We start from the raw sequence: 13326 nt of genomic DNA on the forward strand, positions 1-13326 counted from the left end.
ATGAGCTTAAGGGAGGTGGCGGTGCGCGCTAACGATTCTTTCTGGATATGCTTATGCTGTTGTTTTTATGCCGCCAGATTGCGCAGCAGGGCGGGGATCTCGGCCGGAATTTCGCGCGCCAGGTAACCAAGGATGCCGAAGCGCAGGGCCAGCTGTTCGCCCGCCAGCGCATGCAGGGCGATGCCCCAGGCGCATGCCTGCTCCAACGGTGCGCCGCGCGCGGCCAGGCCCGTGATGAGGCCGGCCAGGGTGTCGCCGGAACCGGAAATGGCCAGGCCGATATTGCCGCCTGCATGCGTCCAGCTGCTGCCGTCGGGCATGGCGAGGACGGTCAGCGCGCCTTTCAGGGCGACGATGGCATTCCAGCGCCGCGCCGCGTCCACGGCGCAGGCATGCGGGTCGGCCAGCACGGCGTCCTTCGACAGGCCCATCAGCTGAGCCAGCTCGCCCGCGTGCGGCGTCAGCAGCACCGGCTGCGTAAAACGGAAGTGCGCGGGCTGGCGCACGACCTGCATGGCGCAGGCGTCGAGGATCAAGCGGGTGCCGGCAAACAGGGGCAGCAGATGGCGCATCAGCTCGCAGCTGGCGGCCGTATCGCACATGCCTGGTCCGACAAGCATGGCATCGACCTTGCCGGCCAGCGGCGCCAGCTGGTGTTGCGCCTCGTGGCGGAAGCCGCCCTGCGCCGTTTCATCGAGGCCGATGACCCGCGCCTCGGGCATGACGACGGCCACTTGCGCCGCCACCGACGCGCCCGTCGCCAGGGTCAGCTTGCCGGCACCCGCGCGCATGGCGGCCGTGGCCGCCAGCACAATGGCGCCCGGCATTTCCTCGGAGCCGGCGACGATCAGCAGATGGCCGCGCACTTCCTTGTCGCCATCGGGCTGGGGCATGGGCAGGGGCCAGGAGCGCAGCAAGGCGGGCGTGATGTCGATGGCGTCCATGGATGAGCTCCGAAGTATCAGGATTTCGGCGCAGCCGGCATGTCGGGCTGTGCCGTGACGGGTGTGCCGGCCGCTTCCAGCGGCGCGACAAAGTTGCACAGGTCTAGCTGCAGCTTGCCGTGCCTGCCCAGGGCGGGGTTGAAGGCGTACGAGGTGATGCCGCAGTTGGGCACGTCGGCCGCCTTGTCGATGGCCAGGATGGCGTGCTCGTCGCAGCGTTCCAGCAGGTAGCGGAAGCAGTTGACGATGACCTGGTGGCCGACGATCAGCACCCGTTCGCCCCGGTATTCGCGGGTGATGGTGTCGAGCACGCTGCGCAGGCGCAGGATGACGTCGCACCAGCTTTCGCCGCCCGGCGGGCGGAAGTAAAACTTGCCCACGTGCTGGCGCTGTTCGTGCAATTCCGGGTACTTGCTGGCGATGCCGTGCACGGTCAGGCGGTCGAGGATGCCGAATTCCTTTTCGCGCAGGCGTTCGTCGGCCACCACGGCGCCCAAGCTGTCCGCATCGATGCGCGCCAGCACGGCTTGCGCCGTCTGCTGGGCACGTACGTAGGGCGAGTACAGCACGACGCTCGGTTGTTGTTCAGGGGGGAGGGTGGCGAACCAGTCGCCGAGCGCCTGCGCCTGGCGCGCGCCAAGCTCGGAGAGGGGGACATCGACATCGCGCTCGGCGATGGCGATCAACAGCTGTTTTTCCGCTTCGGCGGCATCGCGCGCCACGTTGCCGGCACTTTGGCCGTGACGCACGATCCAGATTTGCTGCGGCCATTTCTGTTCCATCGCCTTGCGCCTTCCTCCGTATTGATTGCGAATCAATATAGACGAAAGCGGCAAGGCGCGGCGCGCCGCTGCGGGCTGCCTTAAGCGGCGTGTTCCGCTTCATCCAGGTCCGGCGCGTCGTCGCTGTTGTAGACGGCCAGGTCGGTTTCGCCCATGACCCGGCTGGTGACGGTGCCGGCCGTGATCGAGCCGCTCACGTTCAGGGCCGTGCGGCCCATGTCGATCAGCGGTTCGACGGAGATCAGCAAGCCGGCCAGCGCGACGGGCAAGTCCATCGCCGACAGCACGATCAGGGCGGCGAACGTGGCGCCGCCGCCCACGCCGGCCACGCCGACGGAACCGATGGTGATGATGGCGAGCAAGGGCAGCAGGAAGCTGACGGTGAACGGGTCCACGCCGACGGTGGGGGCGATCATGACGGCCAGCATGGCCGGATAGATGCCGGCGCAGCCATTCTGGCCGATGGTCGAGCCGAACGAGGCGGCGAAGTTGGCGATGCCTTCCGGCGTGCCCAGGCGCTGGGTTTGCGTCTGCACGCTCATCGGAATCGAACCGGCGCTCGTGCGCGAGGTGAACGCGAAGGCCAGCACGGGGAAGACTTTTTTCACGAAGCGCAGCGGGTTCAGGCCCACGCCGGCGATGATGGCCAGGTGCACGAGGAACATCAAGATCAGCGCGCTGTACGAGGCGACGACGAAGTTGATCAACTTTAAAATGTCCGTGTAGCTCGACGACGCCACCACTTCAAACATCAGCGCGAACACGCCGTACGGCGTCAGGCGCAGCACCAGCGTGACCATGCGCATGACGATGGCGTGCGCCACTTTCATGAAGTGCTCGAAGGACGCGAAAATTTCCGGTTTCTTCGCCGCAATGCCCGTGGCCGAGATACCGATGAAGATCGAGAACACGACCACGGCGATGGTCGACGTCTTGCGCGCGCCCGTCATGTCGAGGAAGGGATTGGTCGGCACGAAGCTGACCAGCAGTTTCGGCAGGGACAGGGCTTTCGCCGTTTCCAGCGAACCTTGCAGCTGCACGCCGCGCGCCACTTCGGCCGCGCTCGAGGTCAGGCCGACTGCCGTCAGGCCGAACAGCTTGGCCATCAAAATGCCCAGCGCGGCGGCGATGGTGGTGGTAATGAGCAGGGTGCCGATGGTCAGCGCGCTGATCTTGCCCAGGGAACTGGCGTCCTTGAGCTTTAAAATGGCGGAAATGATGGAGACCATGATCAGCGGCATGATGATCATTTGCAGCAGTTTGACGTAGCCGCTGCCGACGATGTCGATGTATTCATTGGTGCCCGCGATGATGGGCGAGCCCGCGCCGTACAGCGCTTGCGCCGCCGCACCGAGCAGCACGCCCAGGCCCAGGCCCGTGAAGACGCGCACGGTGAACGTGGCGTGCTTGCGCTGCTGGTGGAACATGAAGGCGAAGACGATCAGCGCAAGGAGCAGGTTCAGAATGATGTTAATTGCCATGAAGGGGCCTTATCTTGGTTTTATTCGAGACTGCGGAGAGCACTTTACTACAAGTCATTGCTGCCCCAGCCTGGGGCGAAAGGGCAAGCACTGTACAGTACTATGGGGGTGTTTGACGCAGTACCGCTGCGAATATTACGCTATATAAATATGCTCCACAGGCATAAGCCTTCAGGATGATTGTGAAATTGGCTATTTCGTGCCAGCATGGTTTTCCCGTTTGCTACTATGCGCGCGTTATTTTAATAAGGAAAAAAATGAATGCTTTAACGGAAGTACAAGTGCTGGATGCGGAAGAGCGCTTGCGCCTTGCCATGATGGCCTCCGACGTGGCCGCGCTGAATGCCTTGCTGGCCGACGAGTTACTGTTTACCAATCACCTGGGTCATCTGCTGAGCAAGCATGCGGACCTGGCCGCGCACGAGCAGCGCCTGCTGGCCATCACGGACTTGCGCGCGTCCGAGCGCCATGTGCGCATCAACGGCAACGTGGCCGTGGTCTCCGTGCGCATGCAGCTGACGGGCAAGTATCACGACGTGGAAACGCATGGCGACTTCCGTTTTACGCGCGTGTGGGCGCAGGACGCGGCCGGCGCGCTGCAAGTGATCGCCGCCCATTCCGGCGTCGTGGCTTGAGGAGCAGGATTTAGTGGATCATCGTTCCAAAGGGCAGCTGTTTGAAGCTGTCATCGCCGCCGGCCCGGCCACGCTGGCCATCACGGCCGGCTATCCCGTGCTCTTGTACAACCTGGTACGCACCTGGGCCGACGCTCCAGGCGCCAATGCCCTGGCTGCGCTGCTGCTGACGGGCGCCCTGTGGGCCTTGCTGGAATTCTGGCGCATCGCCCTGGCGACAGTGGCGCGCAAGGCGTATGCCTTCAACTGGCGCTTCTGGCTGGCCATCGCCGGTTTTCTCGCCTGCTTCGTACGCTTCGTGCCGGACATGCCGGCCGGACTGATGTTGCTGTTGCTGGTGCTGCCGGCGCTGGCGTGGACGCATTTCATCTTGTTGCAGCTCAAGCGCCCGCGTGACTTGTAAGGCTTACTCTTCCTCTTCGGCTTCTTCCTTCAGCCAGGCTATCCGCCCATTCCCCGCTTCTTCCAGACGGGCGAGCAGGGCGGTGGCCGCCGTTTCAGGCAGGCTGAAGTCGAACAGCACGTCTGCGCCATGTTCCACGTTCAGCAGGGTGGCACCGGCGCCATCGAGTTCGCGGCGCAGCATGCCTTCCATCGCATACGGCACCGTGCAGCGCAGGGACCGTTGACGCACGATGGCCGTCTTCTCCGCCTGCAAGAGCGCTTGCGCCACGCTGTCCGTGTACGCGCGCACCAGGCCGCCTGCGCCCAGCTTGATGCCGCCAAAGTAGCGCACGACAGTGGCCAGCACGCCTTCCAGATCCTGGTGGCGCAGCACGTCGAGCATGGGCCGCCCGGCTGTGCCGCTCGGTTCGCCATCGTCGACGGCCGCCGACTGCCCGCCCGCCAGCAGCGCCCAGCACACATGGCAGGCGCCCGGATGCTGGGCTTTCAAGTCATTGACCACCTGCTGCGCGCTGGCGCGGTCCGTCATCGGCTGCACGCAACCGATGAAACGGCTTTTCTTGATGATCAGTTCGCTGTGGACGGGGGTGGCAATGGTAAACGGCATGGCGGGTGCGAGGGCGGGCAAAGCAGCATGATAGAGGAAATGCGCGCCGGCGACGAGCCGGGGCCGCCTACTTGCCCGATGGCGAGACCAGTTTGCGCAGCGCAGCATTGCGCACTTGCACGATGTCGAACAGTCCCAGTGCGTGCAGGGCGGGCAGGGCGTCCACAATGTCGCGCTCGGCGATGGTCTTTTCGTCGATGCTGCTGGCGTCGTCCAGCCACAGCCGGGCATTGGCGAGAAAAGCGCCCACCGTTCCCTTGCGCACGGTGACGCCATTGAACTGGCCCTGGTTTTGTTGATCCGCTAATACGTCTTCTGCACGCATGGTGAACTCCTGAAGGTTGGAAAGACTCCACTGTATGATGAGCGGATTGTCTTGCCTGCGTTGTTTATGTCATTCGATACGTCAAATCCGTCAATCTTGCGGCCGCAGCGATTGCTGCGCGCCTTGCGCATTTCCCAAGTGCAGGAACGGGTAACGCCGCCGCATTGCCATGCGAGCGGCCAGCTGTTCGGCGCCATGCGGGGCTTGCTTTCCGTGGCTGCCGACAGCGGCCAGTGGGTGGTGCCGGCCAGCCACTGCGTGTGGGTGCCGCCCCATCACGTCCATGCGCTGCGTTCGCATGGCCCGTTTGCGGGCTGGAGCGTATATGTGGACGAGGCCAGTTGCGGCGGCTTGCCCGCCGCGCCATGCGTGATGCGCGTCTCGGGCTTGCTGCGCGAAGCGGTGGCCCGCGCCAGCAGCTGGGACGATGGTGCACTGGACGCGCGGCAGGCCCGGGTGGCGGGCGTGATCCTCGACGAGATCGCCGCGGCGCCGCACGAACCGTTCGGTTTGCCGCTACCCACGGACCCGCGCCTGCTGCGCGTGGCGCGCGCCGTGCTCGACGACCTGGCCGATGAACGGGGCGTGGAAGCGCTGGCCGCCTGGGCCGGCGTCTCGCCGCGCACCCTGGCGCGCCGTTTCACGATCGAGACCGGTTTTACGCCGTCCGCCTGGCGCCAGCGCGCCCGCATCCTGCGCACCCTGGAACTATTGGCTAGTGGCCAGCCCGTCACGACGATTGCGCTGGACCTGGGTTACGAGACCGTCAGCGCCTTCATCGCCATGTTCAAGCGCGTGATGGGCGTGACGCCGGGCAGGTATGGGGAAGAATAAGTTGGCGCGCAAAACAAAAAAGCCAACCGCGAACGGTTGGCTTCTCTGTAGTATTTGGTAGGCCGTGCGGGATTCGAACCTGCGACCAACGGATTAAAAGTCCGCTGCTCTACCAGCTGAGCTAACGACCCAAAAACTTTTACAACTGAACTGCGGTCATGCTGTGCCGTATCAACATGCTTGCCATGCTGACGACTGAATCTTGGTAGGCCGTGCGGGATTCGAACCTGCGACCAACGGATTAAAAGTCCGCTGCTCTACCAGCTGAGCTAACGACCCAAGGGCGGCTATTATGACGGCCAACGGCGGTTTTGGGAAGGGCGGGGATGGAAAAAACCTTGCGCAGCGCTCGGGGGCGGGCTAATATAGGTAGATAGCCTACCTACTTATATATTTCCATGTCCACTACCGAAGAGCTTCCCATCCCCGAACGCGCGCTGGCGCTGTCTGATGAATTGCGTACGGCGTTCAAGCGCCTGCTGCGCTCCATGCAGCGCGAAGGGGGCGAGCTGGAGGGCAGTGTATCGATGATGCAATACATGCTGCTGGCCCTGATCCACGAGCAGCCGAGCATCGGCGTGGCCGCGCTGGCGCGGCTGCAGAATGTGCGCGGGCCCACCGTCAGCGCCCAGGTCAAGTCGCTCGAAGAAGCGGGGCTGGTCGAGCGTAGCGCGCCCGATCCGCAGGACCGCCGTCGCTCGGGCCTGCAGGTGTCCGCGCAAGGCCTGGCCATCCTCGAGACCCTGCGCGCGCGCCGCCGCGATGCGCTGGCGCGGCGCATCGCCCGTCTGACGCCGCAGCAGGTCGATGCGCTGGCCGCCGCCATGCAACCCTTGCTTGAGATAGGCCAGGCATGAGCGGCCACGAACAAGCTTCCGATGCTGTCAAACCCGTCACCGAGCGCGAAGTGCGCGCCATCTACCTGGGTTTGATGGCCGTGCTGGGCCTGGGCGCGCTGGACCAGAGCATCGTCGCCACGGCCTTGCCGCGCATCGTCGACGACCTGGGCGGCATGGCGCATCTGTCGTGGGTGGTCACGGCCTACGTGCTGGCCTCGACGGCCACCATGCCCTTGTACGGCAAGCTGGCCGATCAGTATGGCCGCCGCCCGATGATCTTCACGGCGCTGCTGACCTTCTTGCTCGGTTCCGTGCTGTGCGGGCTGGCGCAGAACATGACGGAGCTGATCATCTTCCGCGCCATCCAGGGCCTGGGCGCGGGCGGCTTCATGCCGCTGGCGCAGATCATCATCGGCGACATCGTGCCGCCGGCCGAGCGGGGCAAGCGGCAAGGCATGGTGCCCATCGTGTTTGCCGTCACCAGCGTGCTGGGGCCCGTGCTGGGCGGCGTGATCACGGATGCCTTGTCGTGGCACTGGATTTTTCTGGTCAACCTGCCCATCGGCGCGGCCGCCTTTGTCATCATCGCGCGCGCCATGCGCAAGCCGGTGCGCACGCATGCGCACAAGATCGATTATCTTGGCTCGGCCTTGCTGACGGGCGCCATCACGGCGGCCCTGCTGGTGCTGGCGCTGGGCGGCACCGAGTGGCCGTGGGATTCGTTCGCCATCAAGGCGTGCGGCGGCGTCGCCTTGCTGCTGGGTATCTGGCTGGCCTTCCACGTAGGGCGCGTGGATGAACCCGTGCTGCCGCCCGACCTGTTCGAAAACCGTACCTTCAATATCGCCAGCCTGGTGATGGCCGTGACCTTCATGGGCCTGATGGGCGCCAGCGTTTTCTTCCCCCTGTTCTTCCAGCTGGTGATGGGCGCGAGTCCCGCCGAATCGGGCGTGATGACGGTGGCGATGATGGTGGGGCTGGTGGCGTCGTCGATGTTCAACGGCCGGGTGCTGTCGCGCTCGGGCAAGTACAAGATGGTGCAGGTGGCGGGGCTGGCGGCGGCGCTGCTGGCGTTTGCCGTGCTGGCCTGGGCCATGGAAACGTCGCGCGGTTACTCGATCATCGAACCGGCCATCTTCCTGCTCGGCGCGGGACTGGGCCTGGTGATGCCGAACATGACGATCGCCGTGCAAAATGCCTTGCCGCTGGCGCGCCGCGGCGTGGGCACGGCCATGCTGGCCTTTTTCCGTTCGCTGGGCGGCTTGCTGGGCGTGACGGCGTCCGGCGCCATCCTCGCGCACCAGCTGCATAGCCATGGCGTGGATGCCGTCTCGGCGCTGGGTGCGCACGCGGCGACGCAGACGGTGGACGTTTACCGCCATGCGATCGCCAGCGTGTTTGGCGCCGGCGCCGTGCTGCTGCTGGTGGGACTGGTCTTCCTGTTATTCCTGCCGGAACTGCCCCTGGAAGGGCATCCGGCGACGCTCAAGGACGATCAGTAGCGTTCCAGCCAGTGCGCGTACGGCGCCGGCAGGGTCCACGAGGCGCGCTCGACGCCGAGTTCCTTGGCGGCAAAGTATGCCCAGTGGGGATTGGCCAGGTGCGCCTTGCCCACCATCACCACGTCCAGCTGCTCGTCCTTGACGACGCGCTCGGCGATGGCCGGCGTGCCGAAGCCCCAGGCCGACGAGACGGGCACGCCCGCTTCGCGGCGGACGCGCTCGGCGATCGGGCCCATGAAGGCCGGACCCCACGGAATCGCTACGTCGGGAATCGTGAAGCCCATGCTGACGCTGATCATGTCCATGCCGGCCTCCTTGAACTGGCGCACGAGGGCTATTGATTCGAGCAGGGTTTGCTCGTCGCGGCCGTCGAATTCCAGCACGCCGAAGCGGATGGTCAGCGGCAGGTGCTCGGGCCACACTGCGCGCACGGCTTTCAATGTTTCCAGCAGGAAGCGGCTGCGGTTTTCCACGCTGCCGCCATAGATATCGTCGCGCTGGTTCGAATGGGCGGAAAAGAAGCTTTGCGCCAGATAGCCGTGGGCGAAGTGCAGTTCCAGCCATTCGAAGCCCACTTCGCGGGCGCGGATGGCCGCGTCGACGAAGTTCTGTTTCACGCGGGCAATATCGTCGAGGTCCATGGCGCGCGGCACCTTCGGCAGGCCGCCGCCAAAGGCGATGGCGGACGGGGCGATGGTTTGCCAGCCGCGCGCGTCGTCTTCAGGAATGTGGTCGTCGCCTTCCCATGGGCGATTGGCGCTGGCCTTGCGGCCCGCGTGGGCGATTTGGATGCCGGGCACGGAGCCGGCCGCCTTGATGGCCTTTGCCACCGGCACGAAGGCTTGCGCCAGGTCATCGTTCCAGATGCCCGTGCAGCCGGGCGTGATGCGGCCTTCCGGTGCCACGGCCGTCGCTTCGACGATCACCAGCCCGGCGCCGCCACGGGCCATGCCCGCGTAATGCGACAGATGCCAGTCGTTGGCCTGGCCATCGACGGCCATGTACTGGCACATGGGCGGCACGGCGATGCGGTTGCGCAAGGTGATGTCTTTGAGGGTGTAGGGCTGGAAGAGGGCGGACATGGTGGCCTTTGTGTTTGTTGGTGGGAAAGTAGGGAGATGCTGATTCGGTAGTTCGTAAATATTCGAATAATGGAATTAGTATAGCGCATGCTGTATGATTCTGCACATGCGTCCACACAAACATCCTCCCGCCAGCGAATTCGTCCTCGAGCGCGTGCTGTACGCCCTGAGCGATTCCATCCGCCTCGATATCGTGCGCCACCTGGCCCGCGTGGACGCGGCCGCCTGCGGCGACCTCGACGGCGGGCGGCCGAAATCGACCGTTTCCCACCATTTCAAGGTCTTGCGCGAAGCGGGCCTCGTCTACACGGAAAACGCGGGCACGACGCACATGAACACCTTGCGCCGCGCCGATATCGAGAGCCGTTTTCCCGGCTTGCTCGACGCCATCCTCGCGCAACAGCCGCAAGCGAATCAGTCCTGAGTCAGCCCTGAATCTGCCGTAGAATGCCTGCAAGATTGCCGAATTTACAGCGCTGGAGTGCAGTCTCAAGCTGAAAGGTTGATCACGCATGAGAATTCCTGCCCGGACTCGCTGGTGCTGCGCCACCGCTTTTGTCATGCTGACTGGCTGCAGTCCTTACACGGAGCCGGCCACGGGCGAATATGCCGCCGTGCTGCGGCGCGGCGAAACGGTGACCAAGGCCGACACTTACGGGCGCTTTGCCGCCCTGTCGGTCGCGTACCGCGAGAGCGGCCCCTTCCTGGTGGCCAGCGAGAACCACTCCATGCGGCTGATCCATAACGACAAAATCGTCGTCAAGGCCAGCGAAGCCATCGAGCGCTGGACCGATTTCGCCCAGCCCGTGTATTTCGTCAAACTGCCGGAGGACGACAGCGTCCTGGCGCTGGTCCACGAGCAGGCGGGCAAGGCCGTGGTCGAGAAGATCGCGGCGTCGAAAGACGGCTACCGGGGCAACGAAACGTACGCGCATGGTTTCCCCTTGTCCCCGGGCGTGCGCTATTTTCCCGGTGGGCAGCGACCCGGTTTCCTGTTGCGTGGCTTGCCCCTGAAAACCACCGTGCTGCCCAGCCCGCCTGAAGGCGACGACCGCCTGCAGGCGGTCGTACTGGCGGCCATCTCTCCCGATGGAGCAGCGTTTGCGTTTGTCGACAGCGAATATGCGCCGTCCGTCGTGCTGGTGGTCGATGCGGATGGCAAGCGGCGCGATCCGATCCCGCTGCCGAGAATCTACCTGGGGGACGCACCCCGCTATCAATTCAACCCGTACGAGCGGCTGTGGGCCTGGTCGCGCACGGCGTTCGCATGGCACAAAAACGGCGCGGGCAGCTGGGAGGTGCGCCCTGAGGGGATTGCTCCTGGCGCTGCCGGCGCGCGTAATGCTGTCGAGCAATTGTTTATCAGCGATCAGACCGGCTACCGCAGCTGTTTTGCCGCCGCCAATGCCGCTTGCCTGCCGGGCTGGCGCGGCGCGAACGCCGCCGAGCTGTACAGGATTTTTTCGCGGGGTGGCGAAGCGCCGCCGTTTGCCTATGTGCCGTCCGCTCCCGTGGCCGCTTTTGGCGCCGGGGCCGGCTTGCTGTTGTTGTCCAGGGGATGCTGCGGTGTGCCGTCTTACCACGTGTATCTGGATGGCGAACCGGCGGCGGTGGCGGCGCAATTGTCCGCGCGCTTGCGCGAGAGCAAGACGCCGTTCGTGCGCGTCGATGCATGTCCGCGCCGCACCGGCAATGACGGCAAGTGCGAAGCCCAGCTGGCCCGGCAGATCGGGCGGCCGGAGTCGCAGGGGCGCGAGCTGGAGCAGCTGCTCGATACCTGGGACGAGCAGGACGGCGTGCTGTTCGTCATGCCGTCGATGGTGGTCGCGGTGCGCGCGAACGCGCAGGGCGGCAGCGTGATCCAGACCCTGTTGCGTGCCGATTTTTCGCGCAAGGACTGATATCGGCCGTCTGCCGCGCGTCACCGAAGTGCCAGGCTCGGCTATGATGTCGGCCTTTCGGTAAATCCCCGGCCGCGCGCCTGTTGCGCGATGGGCCGGCGAGACTACCTGGCACGGCAAGGATAGGGAATGACGGCAGCAGCAGTGGTATCACAGGCGGACCTGGCACATCGTCCGCAGTTTGGCTGGATCAATGGTTTGAAGGCGGGCGCGGCGCAGTTGATCGTGTTGCACCATCTGGCGTTTTACGGGCCCATGTCGGACTACGTGCAGCCCCTGTGGCCCGAGTTGCTGGACTGGCTGGGCGGCAGCGCGCGCATCGCCGTGCAAGTGTTCCTCGTCATCGGCGGCTTCCTCGTCGCCAAATCGCTCTCGCCCGCCGGCCGTCCCGGCATCGCCACCCCCTTGCAGGCCGTCTGGCGCCGCTATGCCAAGCTGGCGCCGCCTTTCCTGGCCGCCACCTTGCTCGCGGCCATCATCACGCCTGTGGCCGGCATCTGGATGATGCACGATTCCATGTCGGCCGCCGTCACCCTGGGCCAGCTGAGCGCCCATGCCTTGCTGCTGCACGGCGTACTGGGCTATGAATCGCTGTCGGCCGGCGCCTGGTACGTGGCCATCGATTTCCAGCTGTACCTGCTGACGGTATTGCTGCTGTGGCTGGGCGGCCGCCTGGCGGGCCAGCGGCGCGGACACTGGCTGATGCCGCTGGCCGTCACCGTGGGCATCACCTTTTCCCTGTTGTATTTCAACCTCGATGCGGGCTGGGACAATTGGGCGCCGTATTTCTTTGGCAGCTATGGCCTGGGGCTCATGGCCTGGTGGGCCAGCGACCCGGCCCGTAAAGCCCGTTCCATGACCGCGCTCATGGCCATGGCCGCCGTGCCCGTGCTGCTGGCCCTGGCCGTCGACTACCGCAGCCGCATCGCCCTGGCCCTGATCGTCGCCTGCGCCCTGTTCCTGTTCGGCCGCGCCCGCACGCCGTCGCAGGGCCGCGCCTGGAACATCGTCAACGCCCTGGGCCGCATCTCGTATGCCGTGTTTCTCGTGCATTTTCCCGTCAGCCTGCTGGTGAATGCCTTGTTTATTACCTATGTGCCGCTCGAGCCTGAGTGGCAGGCCTTGGGCATGCTGACGGCCTGGGGCGCCAGCCTGGCGGCCGGCGCCGCGTTTTACCGCTGGGTGGAGGTGCCGTTGGGGCGGGTGATGGGTAGTGTGCTGGCGCATCTTGCCGGCAGGCCGGCGTTGGTGTCGCGTTAAGGGTGGTGATGTAGCAGTGATGGCGCCCTTGTTCGCGAAACAGGGCTGGCTGTTTCTATTATTTGTTACTACAATAAATAATGAGAATCACTTTTGATGCTGTCAAGCGTGAAAAGACGCTCAGGGAGCGTGGTCTCGACTTTGCGCGTGCGCGTGTAGTGTTTGACGGCCTCGCCATTACGCTGCCGGACCAGCGCCAGGACTATGGCGAGCCCCGCTTCATCACTGCCGGTTGGCTCGACGAGCGCCTGGTCGTATTGGTCTGGACGCCGCGTGGCCGGGCGCGCAGAATCATCAGCATGAGGAAGGCAAATGAACGCGAAATCGACAAATACAAGCAAAGCCTGGGCTGATCCGGACGATGCGCCTGAATTGACGGACGGTTTTTTCGAGCAGGGTGTCTGGCAAGTGGGCGGCAAGCCCGTTTCCCGCTCCGAGGCACAGCAGGAAGCGGCACGTCGCCGCGGCAGACCGGCTGGCACTGGCAGCAAGGTCAGCACGACCATACGTTTCGACGCCGACATCCTCGAAGCCTTCAAGGCCACCGGAGATGGGTGGCAAACGCGCATGAATGAGGCGCTGAAGGAGTGGCTGCGATCCAGGCAAGCCTAGAAAACAAAAAAGCCAACCGCGAACGGTTGGCTTCTCTGTAGTATTTGGTAGGCCGTGCGGGATTCGAACCTGCGACCAACGGATTAAAAGTCCGCTGCTCTACCAGCTGAGCTAACG

Annotated in this window: 16 protein-coding genes and 2 tRNA genes; 10 read left to right on the forward strand and 8 right to left on the reverse strand. The window is 64.6% G+C overall.

Annotated elements, in window-relative coordinates; genetic code table 11:
• Positions 1-65 precede the first annotated feature (65 nt).
• The 3 genes from ACQ4W4_RS25345 to ACQ4W4_RS25355 form a co-directional block, all read right to left on the reverse strand.
• Entirely contained in the window at positions 66-944 is an 879-nt protein-coding gene (locus tag ACQ4W4_RS25345; RefSeq protein ID WP_436544303.1) for an NAD(P)H-hydrate dehydratase, read from the reverse strand.
• Between the two features lie 17 nt (positions 945-961).
• Positions 962-1726: a histidine phosphatase family protein gene (locus ACQ4W4_RS25350; RefSeq protein ID WP_436544304.1), complete on the reverse strand. Its 765-nt coding sequence runs from the start codon at positions 1724-1726 to the stop codon at positions 962-964.
• A gap of 80 nt (positions 1727-1806) precedes the next feature.
• The gene (locus ACQ4W4_RS25355; protein WP_436544305.1) at positions 1807-3207 is read right to left on the reverse strand and encodes an L-cystine transporter; all 1401 of its coding nucleotides are present in this window, start codon (positions 3205-3207) and stop codon (positions 1807-1809) included.
• 257 nt (positions 3208-3464) lie between these two features.
• On the opposite strand from ACQ4W4_RS25355, the gene ACQ4W4_RS25360 reads away from it, so the two are divergent.
• A complete protein-coding gene (locus ACQ4W4_RS25360; protein ID WP_436544306.1) occupies positions 3465-3842 on the forward strand; it encodes a nuclear transport factor 2 family protein in 378 nt (125 codons plus the stop codon).
• A 13-nt stretch (positions 3843-3855) separates the two neighbouring features.
• Positions 3856-4245 carry a hypothetical protein gene (locus tag ACQ4W4_RS25365; protein ID WP_436544307.1) on the forward strand — a complete coding sequence of 130 codons (390 nt, stop codon included), beginning with the start codon at positions 3856-3858 and terminating at the stop codon, positions 4243-4245.
• A gap of 3 nt (positions 4246-4248) precedes the next feature.
• Here the strand turns inward: ACQ4W4_RS25365 and ACQ4W4_RS25370 are convergent, their stop codons facing one another.
• Both ACQ4W4_RS25370 and ACQ4W4_RS25375 read right to left on the reverse strand, forming a co-directional pair.
• On the reverse strand, positions 4249-4854 hold the full coding sequence (locus ACQ4W4_RS25370) for an IMPACT family protein (RefSeq protein ID WP_436544308.1): 606 nt from the start codon (positions 4852-4854) through the stop codon (positions 4249-4251).
• A 67-nt stretch (positions 4855-4921) separates the two neighbouring features.
• Positions 4922-5179, reverse strand: a complete 258-nt coding sequence (locus ACQ4W4_RS25375) for a hypothetical protein (RefSeq protein WP_436544309.1) — start codon at positions 5177-5179, stop codon at positions 4922-4924.
• A 66-nt stretch (positions 5180-5245) separates the two neighbouring features.
• On the opposite strand from ACQ4W4_RS25375, the gene ACQ4W4_RS25380 reads away from it, so the two are divergent.
• A complete protein-coding gene (locus ACQ4W4_RS25380; protein WP_436544310.1) occupies positions 5246-6013 on the forward strand; it encodes an AraC family transcriptional regulator in 768 nt (255 codons plus the stop codon).
• 55 nt (positions 6014-6068) lie between these two features.
• Here the strand turns inward: ACQ4W4_RS25380 and ACQ4W4_RS25385 are convergent.
• Together ACQ4W4_RS25385 and ACQ4W4_RS25390 are read right to left on the reverse strand one after the other, a co-directional pair.
• A tRNA-Lys gene (locus tag ACQ4W4_RS25385) sits at positions 6069-6144 on the reverse strand.
• 72 nt (positions 6145-6216) lie between these two features.
• Positions 6217-6292: transfer RNA gene (locus ACQ4W4_RS25390), tRNA-Lys, on the reverse strand.
• 119 nt (positions 6293-6411) lie between these two features.
• On the opposite strand from ACQ4W4_RS25390, the gene ACQ4W4_RS25395 reads away from it, so the two are divergent.
• Together ACQ4W4_RS25395 and ACQ4W4_RS25400 are read left to right on the forward strand one after the other, a co-directional pair.
• Positions 6412-6870, forward strand: a complete 459-nt coding sequence (locus ACQ4W4_RS25395) for a MarR family winged helix-turn-helix transcriptional regulator (protein ID WP_436544311.1) — start codon at positions 6412-6414, stop codon at positions 6868-6870.
• The gene (locus ACQ4W4_RS25400; protein WP_436544312.1) at positions 6867-8354 is read left to right on the forward strand and encodes an MDR family MFS transporter; all 1488 of its coding nucleotides are present in this window, start codon (positions 6867-6869) and stop codon (positions 8352-8354) included. Before ACQ4W4_RS25395 ends, ACQ4W4_RS25400 begins: the two co-directional genes overlap by 4 nt.
• Here ACQ4W4_RS25400 and ACQ4W4_RS25405 read toward each other — a convergent pair.
• Positions 8348-9436 (reverse strand): NADH:flavin oxidoreductase/NADH oxidase, encoded by a 1089-nt coding sequence (locus ACQ4W4_RS25405; RefSeq protein ID WP_436544313.1) that lies wholly within the window; start codon positions 9434-9436, stop codon positions 8348-8350. The two genes, ACQ4W4_RS25400 and ACQ4W4_RS25405, sit on opposite strands and share 7 nt — an antisense overlap.
• A gap of 106 nt (positions 9437-9542) precedes the next feature.
• Here ACQ4W4_RS25405 and ACQ4W4_RS25410 point away from each other — a divergent pair, with 106 nt between their 5' ends.
• The 5 genes from ACQ4W4_RS25410 (at position 9543) to ACQ4W4_RS25430 (ending at position 13209) form a co-directional block, all read left to right on the forward strand.
• Positions 9543-9860, forward strand: a complete 318-nt coding sequence (locus ACQ4W4_RS25410) for an ArsR/SmtB family transcription factor (RefSeq protein ID WP_099410002.1) — start codon at positions 9543-9545, stop codon at positions 9858-9860.
• Between the two features lie 136 nt (positions 9861-9996).
• Positions 9997-11337, forward strand: a complete 1341-nt coding sequence (locus tag ACQ4W4_RS25415; RefSeq protein WP_436544314.1) for a hypothetical protein — start codon at positions 9997-9999, stop codon at positions 11335-11337.
• 129 nt (positions 11338-11466) lie between these two features.
• Entirely contained in the window at positions 11467-12597 is a 1131-nt protein-coding gene (locus ACQ4W4_RS25420) for an acyltransferase family protein (protein WP_436544315.1), read from the forward strand.
• 80 nt (positions 12598-12677) lie between these two features.
• Positions 12678-12950: a BrnT family toxin gene (locus ACQ4W4_RS25425; protein WP_436544316.1), complete on the forward strand. Its 273-nt coding sequence runs from the start codon at positions 12678-12680 to the stop codon at positions 12948-12950.
• The gene (locus tag ACQ4W4_RS25430; RefSeq protein WP_436544317.1) at positions 12910-13209 is read left to right on the forward strand and encodes a BrnA antitoxin family protein; all 300 of its coding nucleotides are present in this window, start codon (positions 12910-12912) and stop codon (positions 13207-13209) included. Before ACQ4W4_RS25425 ends, ACQ4W4_RS25430 begins: the two co-directional genes overlap by 41 nt.
• Positions 13210-13326: the final 117 nt, after the last annotated feature.

Source organism: Janthinobacterium glycogeni, from assembly GCF_051380725.1.
Taxonomy (GTDB): Bacteria; Pseudomonadota; Gammaproteobacteria; order Burkholderiales; family Burkholderiaceae_D; genus Janthinobacterium.

Coding starts and splice junctions, on each gene's coding strand:
- ACQ4W4_RS25345 (WP_436544303.1), bottom strand. CDS start 944: ATGGACGCCATCGACATCACGCCCGCCTTGCTGCGCTCCTGGCCCCTG.
- ACQ4W4_RS25350 (WP_436544304.1), bottom strand. CDS start 1,726: ATGGAACAGAAATGGCCGCAGCAAATCTGGATCGTGCGTCACGGCCAA.
- ACQ4W4_RS25355 (WP_436544305.1), bottom strand. CDS start 3,207: ATGGCAATTAACATCATTCTGAACCTGCTCCTTGCGCTGATCGTCTTC.
- ACQ4W4_RS25360 (WP_436544306.1), top strand. CDS start 3,465: ATGAATGCTTTAACGGAAGTACAAGTGCTGGATGCGGAAGAGCGCTTG.
- ACQ4W4_RS25370 (WP_436544308.1), bottom strand. CDS start 4,854: ATGCCGTTTACCATTGCCACCCCCGTCCACAGCGAACTGATCATCAAG.
- ACQ4W4_RS25375 (WP_436544309.1), bottom strand. CDS start 5,179: ATGCGTGCAGAAGACGTATTAGCGGATCAACAAAACCAGGGCCAGTTC.
- ACQ4W4_RS25380 (WP_436544310.1), top strand. CDS start 5,246: ATGTCATTCGATACGTCAAATCCGTCAATCTTGCGGCCGCAGCGATTG.
- ACQ4W4_RS25395 (WP_436544311.1), top strand. CDS start 6,412: ATGTCCACTACCGAAGAGCTTCCCATCCCCGAACGCGCGCTGGCGCTG.
- ACQ4W4_RS25400 (WP_436544312.1), top strand. CDS start 6,867: ATGAGCGGCCACGAACAAGCTTCCGATGCTGTCAAACCCGTCACCGAG.
- ACQ4W4_RS25405 (WP_436544313.1), bottom strand. CDS start 9,436: ATGTCCGCCCTCTTCCAGCCCTACACCCTCAAAGACATCACCTTGCGC.
- ACQ4W4_RS25410 (WP_099410002.1), top strand. CDS start 9,543: ATGCGTCCACACAAACATCCTCCCGCCAGCGAATTCGTCCTCGAGCGC.
- ACQ4W4_RS25415 (WP_436544314.1), top strand. CDS start 9,997: ATGCTGACTGGCTGCAGTCCTTACACGGAGCCGGCCACGGGCGAATAT.
- ACQ4W4_RS25420 (WP_436544315.1), top strand. CDS start 11,467: ATGACGGCAGCAGCAGTGGTATCACAGGCGGACCTGGCACATCGTCCG.
- ACQ4W4_RS25425 (WP_436544316.1), top strand. CDS start 12,678: ATGAGAATCACTTTTGATGCTGTCAAGCGTGAAAAGACGCTCAGGGAG.
- ACQ4W4_RS25430 (WP_436544317.1), top strand. CDS start 12,910: ATGAACGCGAAATCGACAAATACAAGCAAAGCCTGGGCTGATCCGGAC.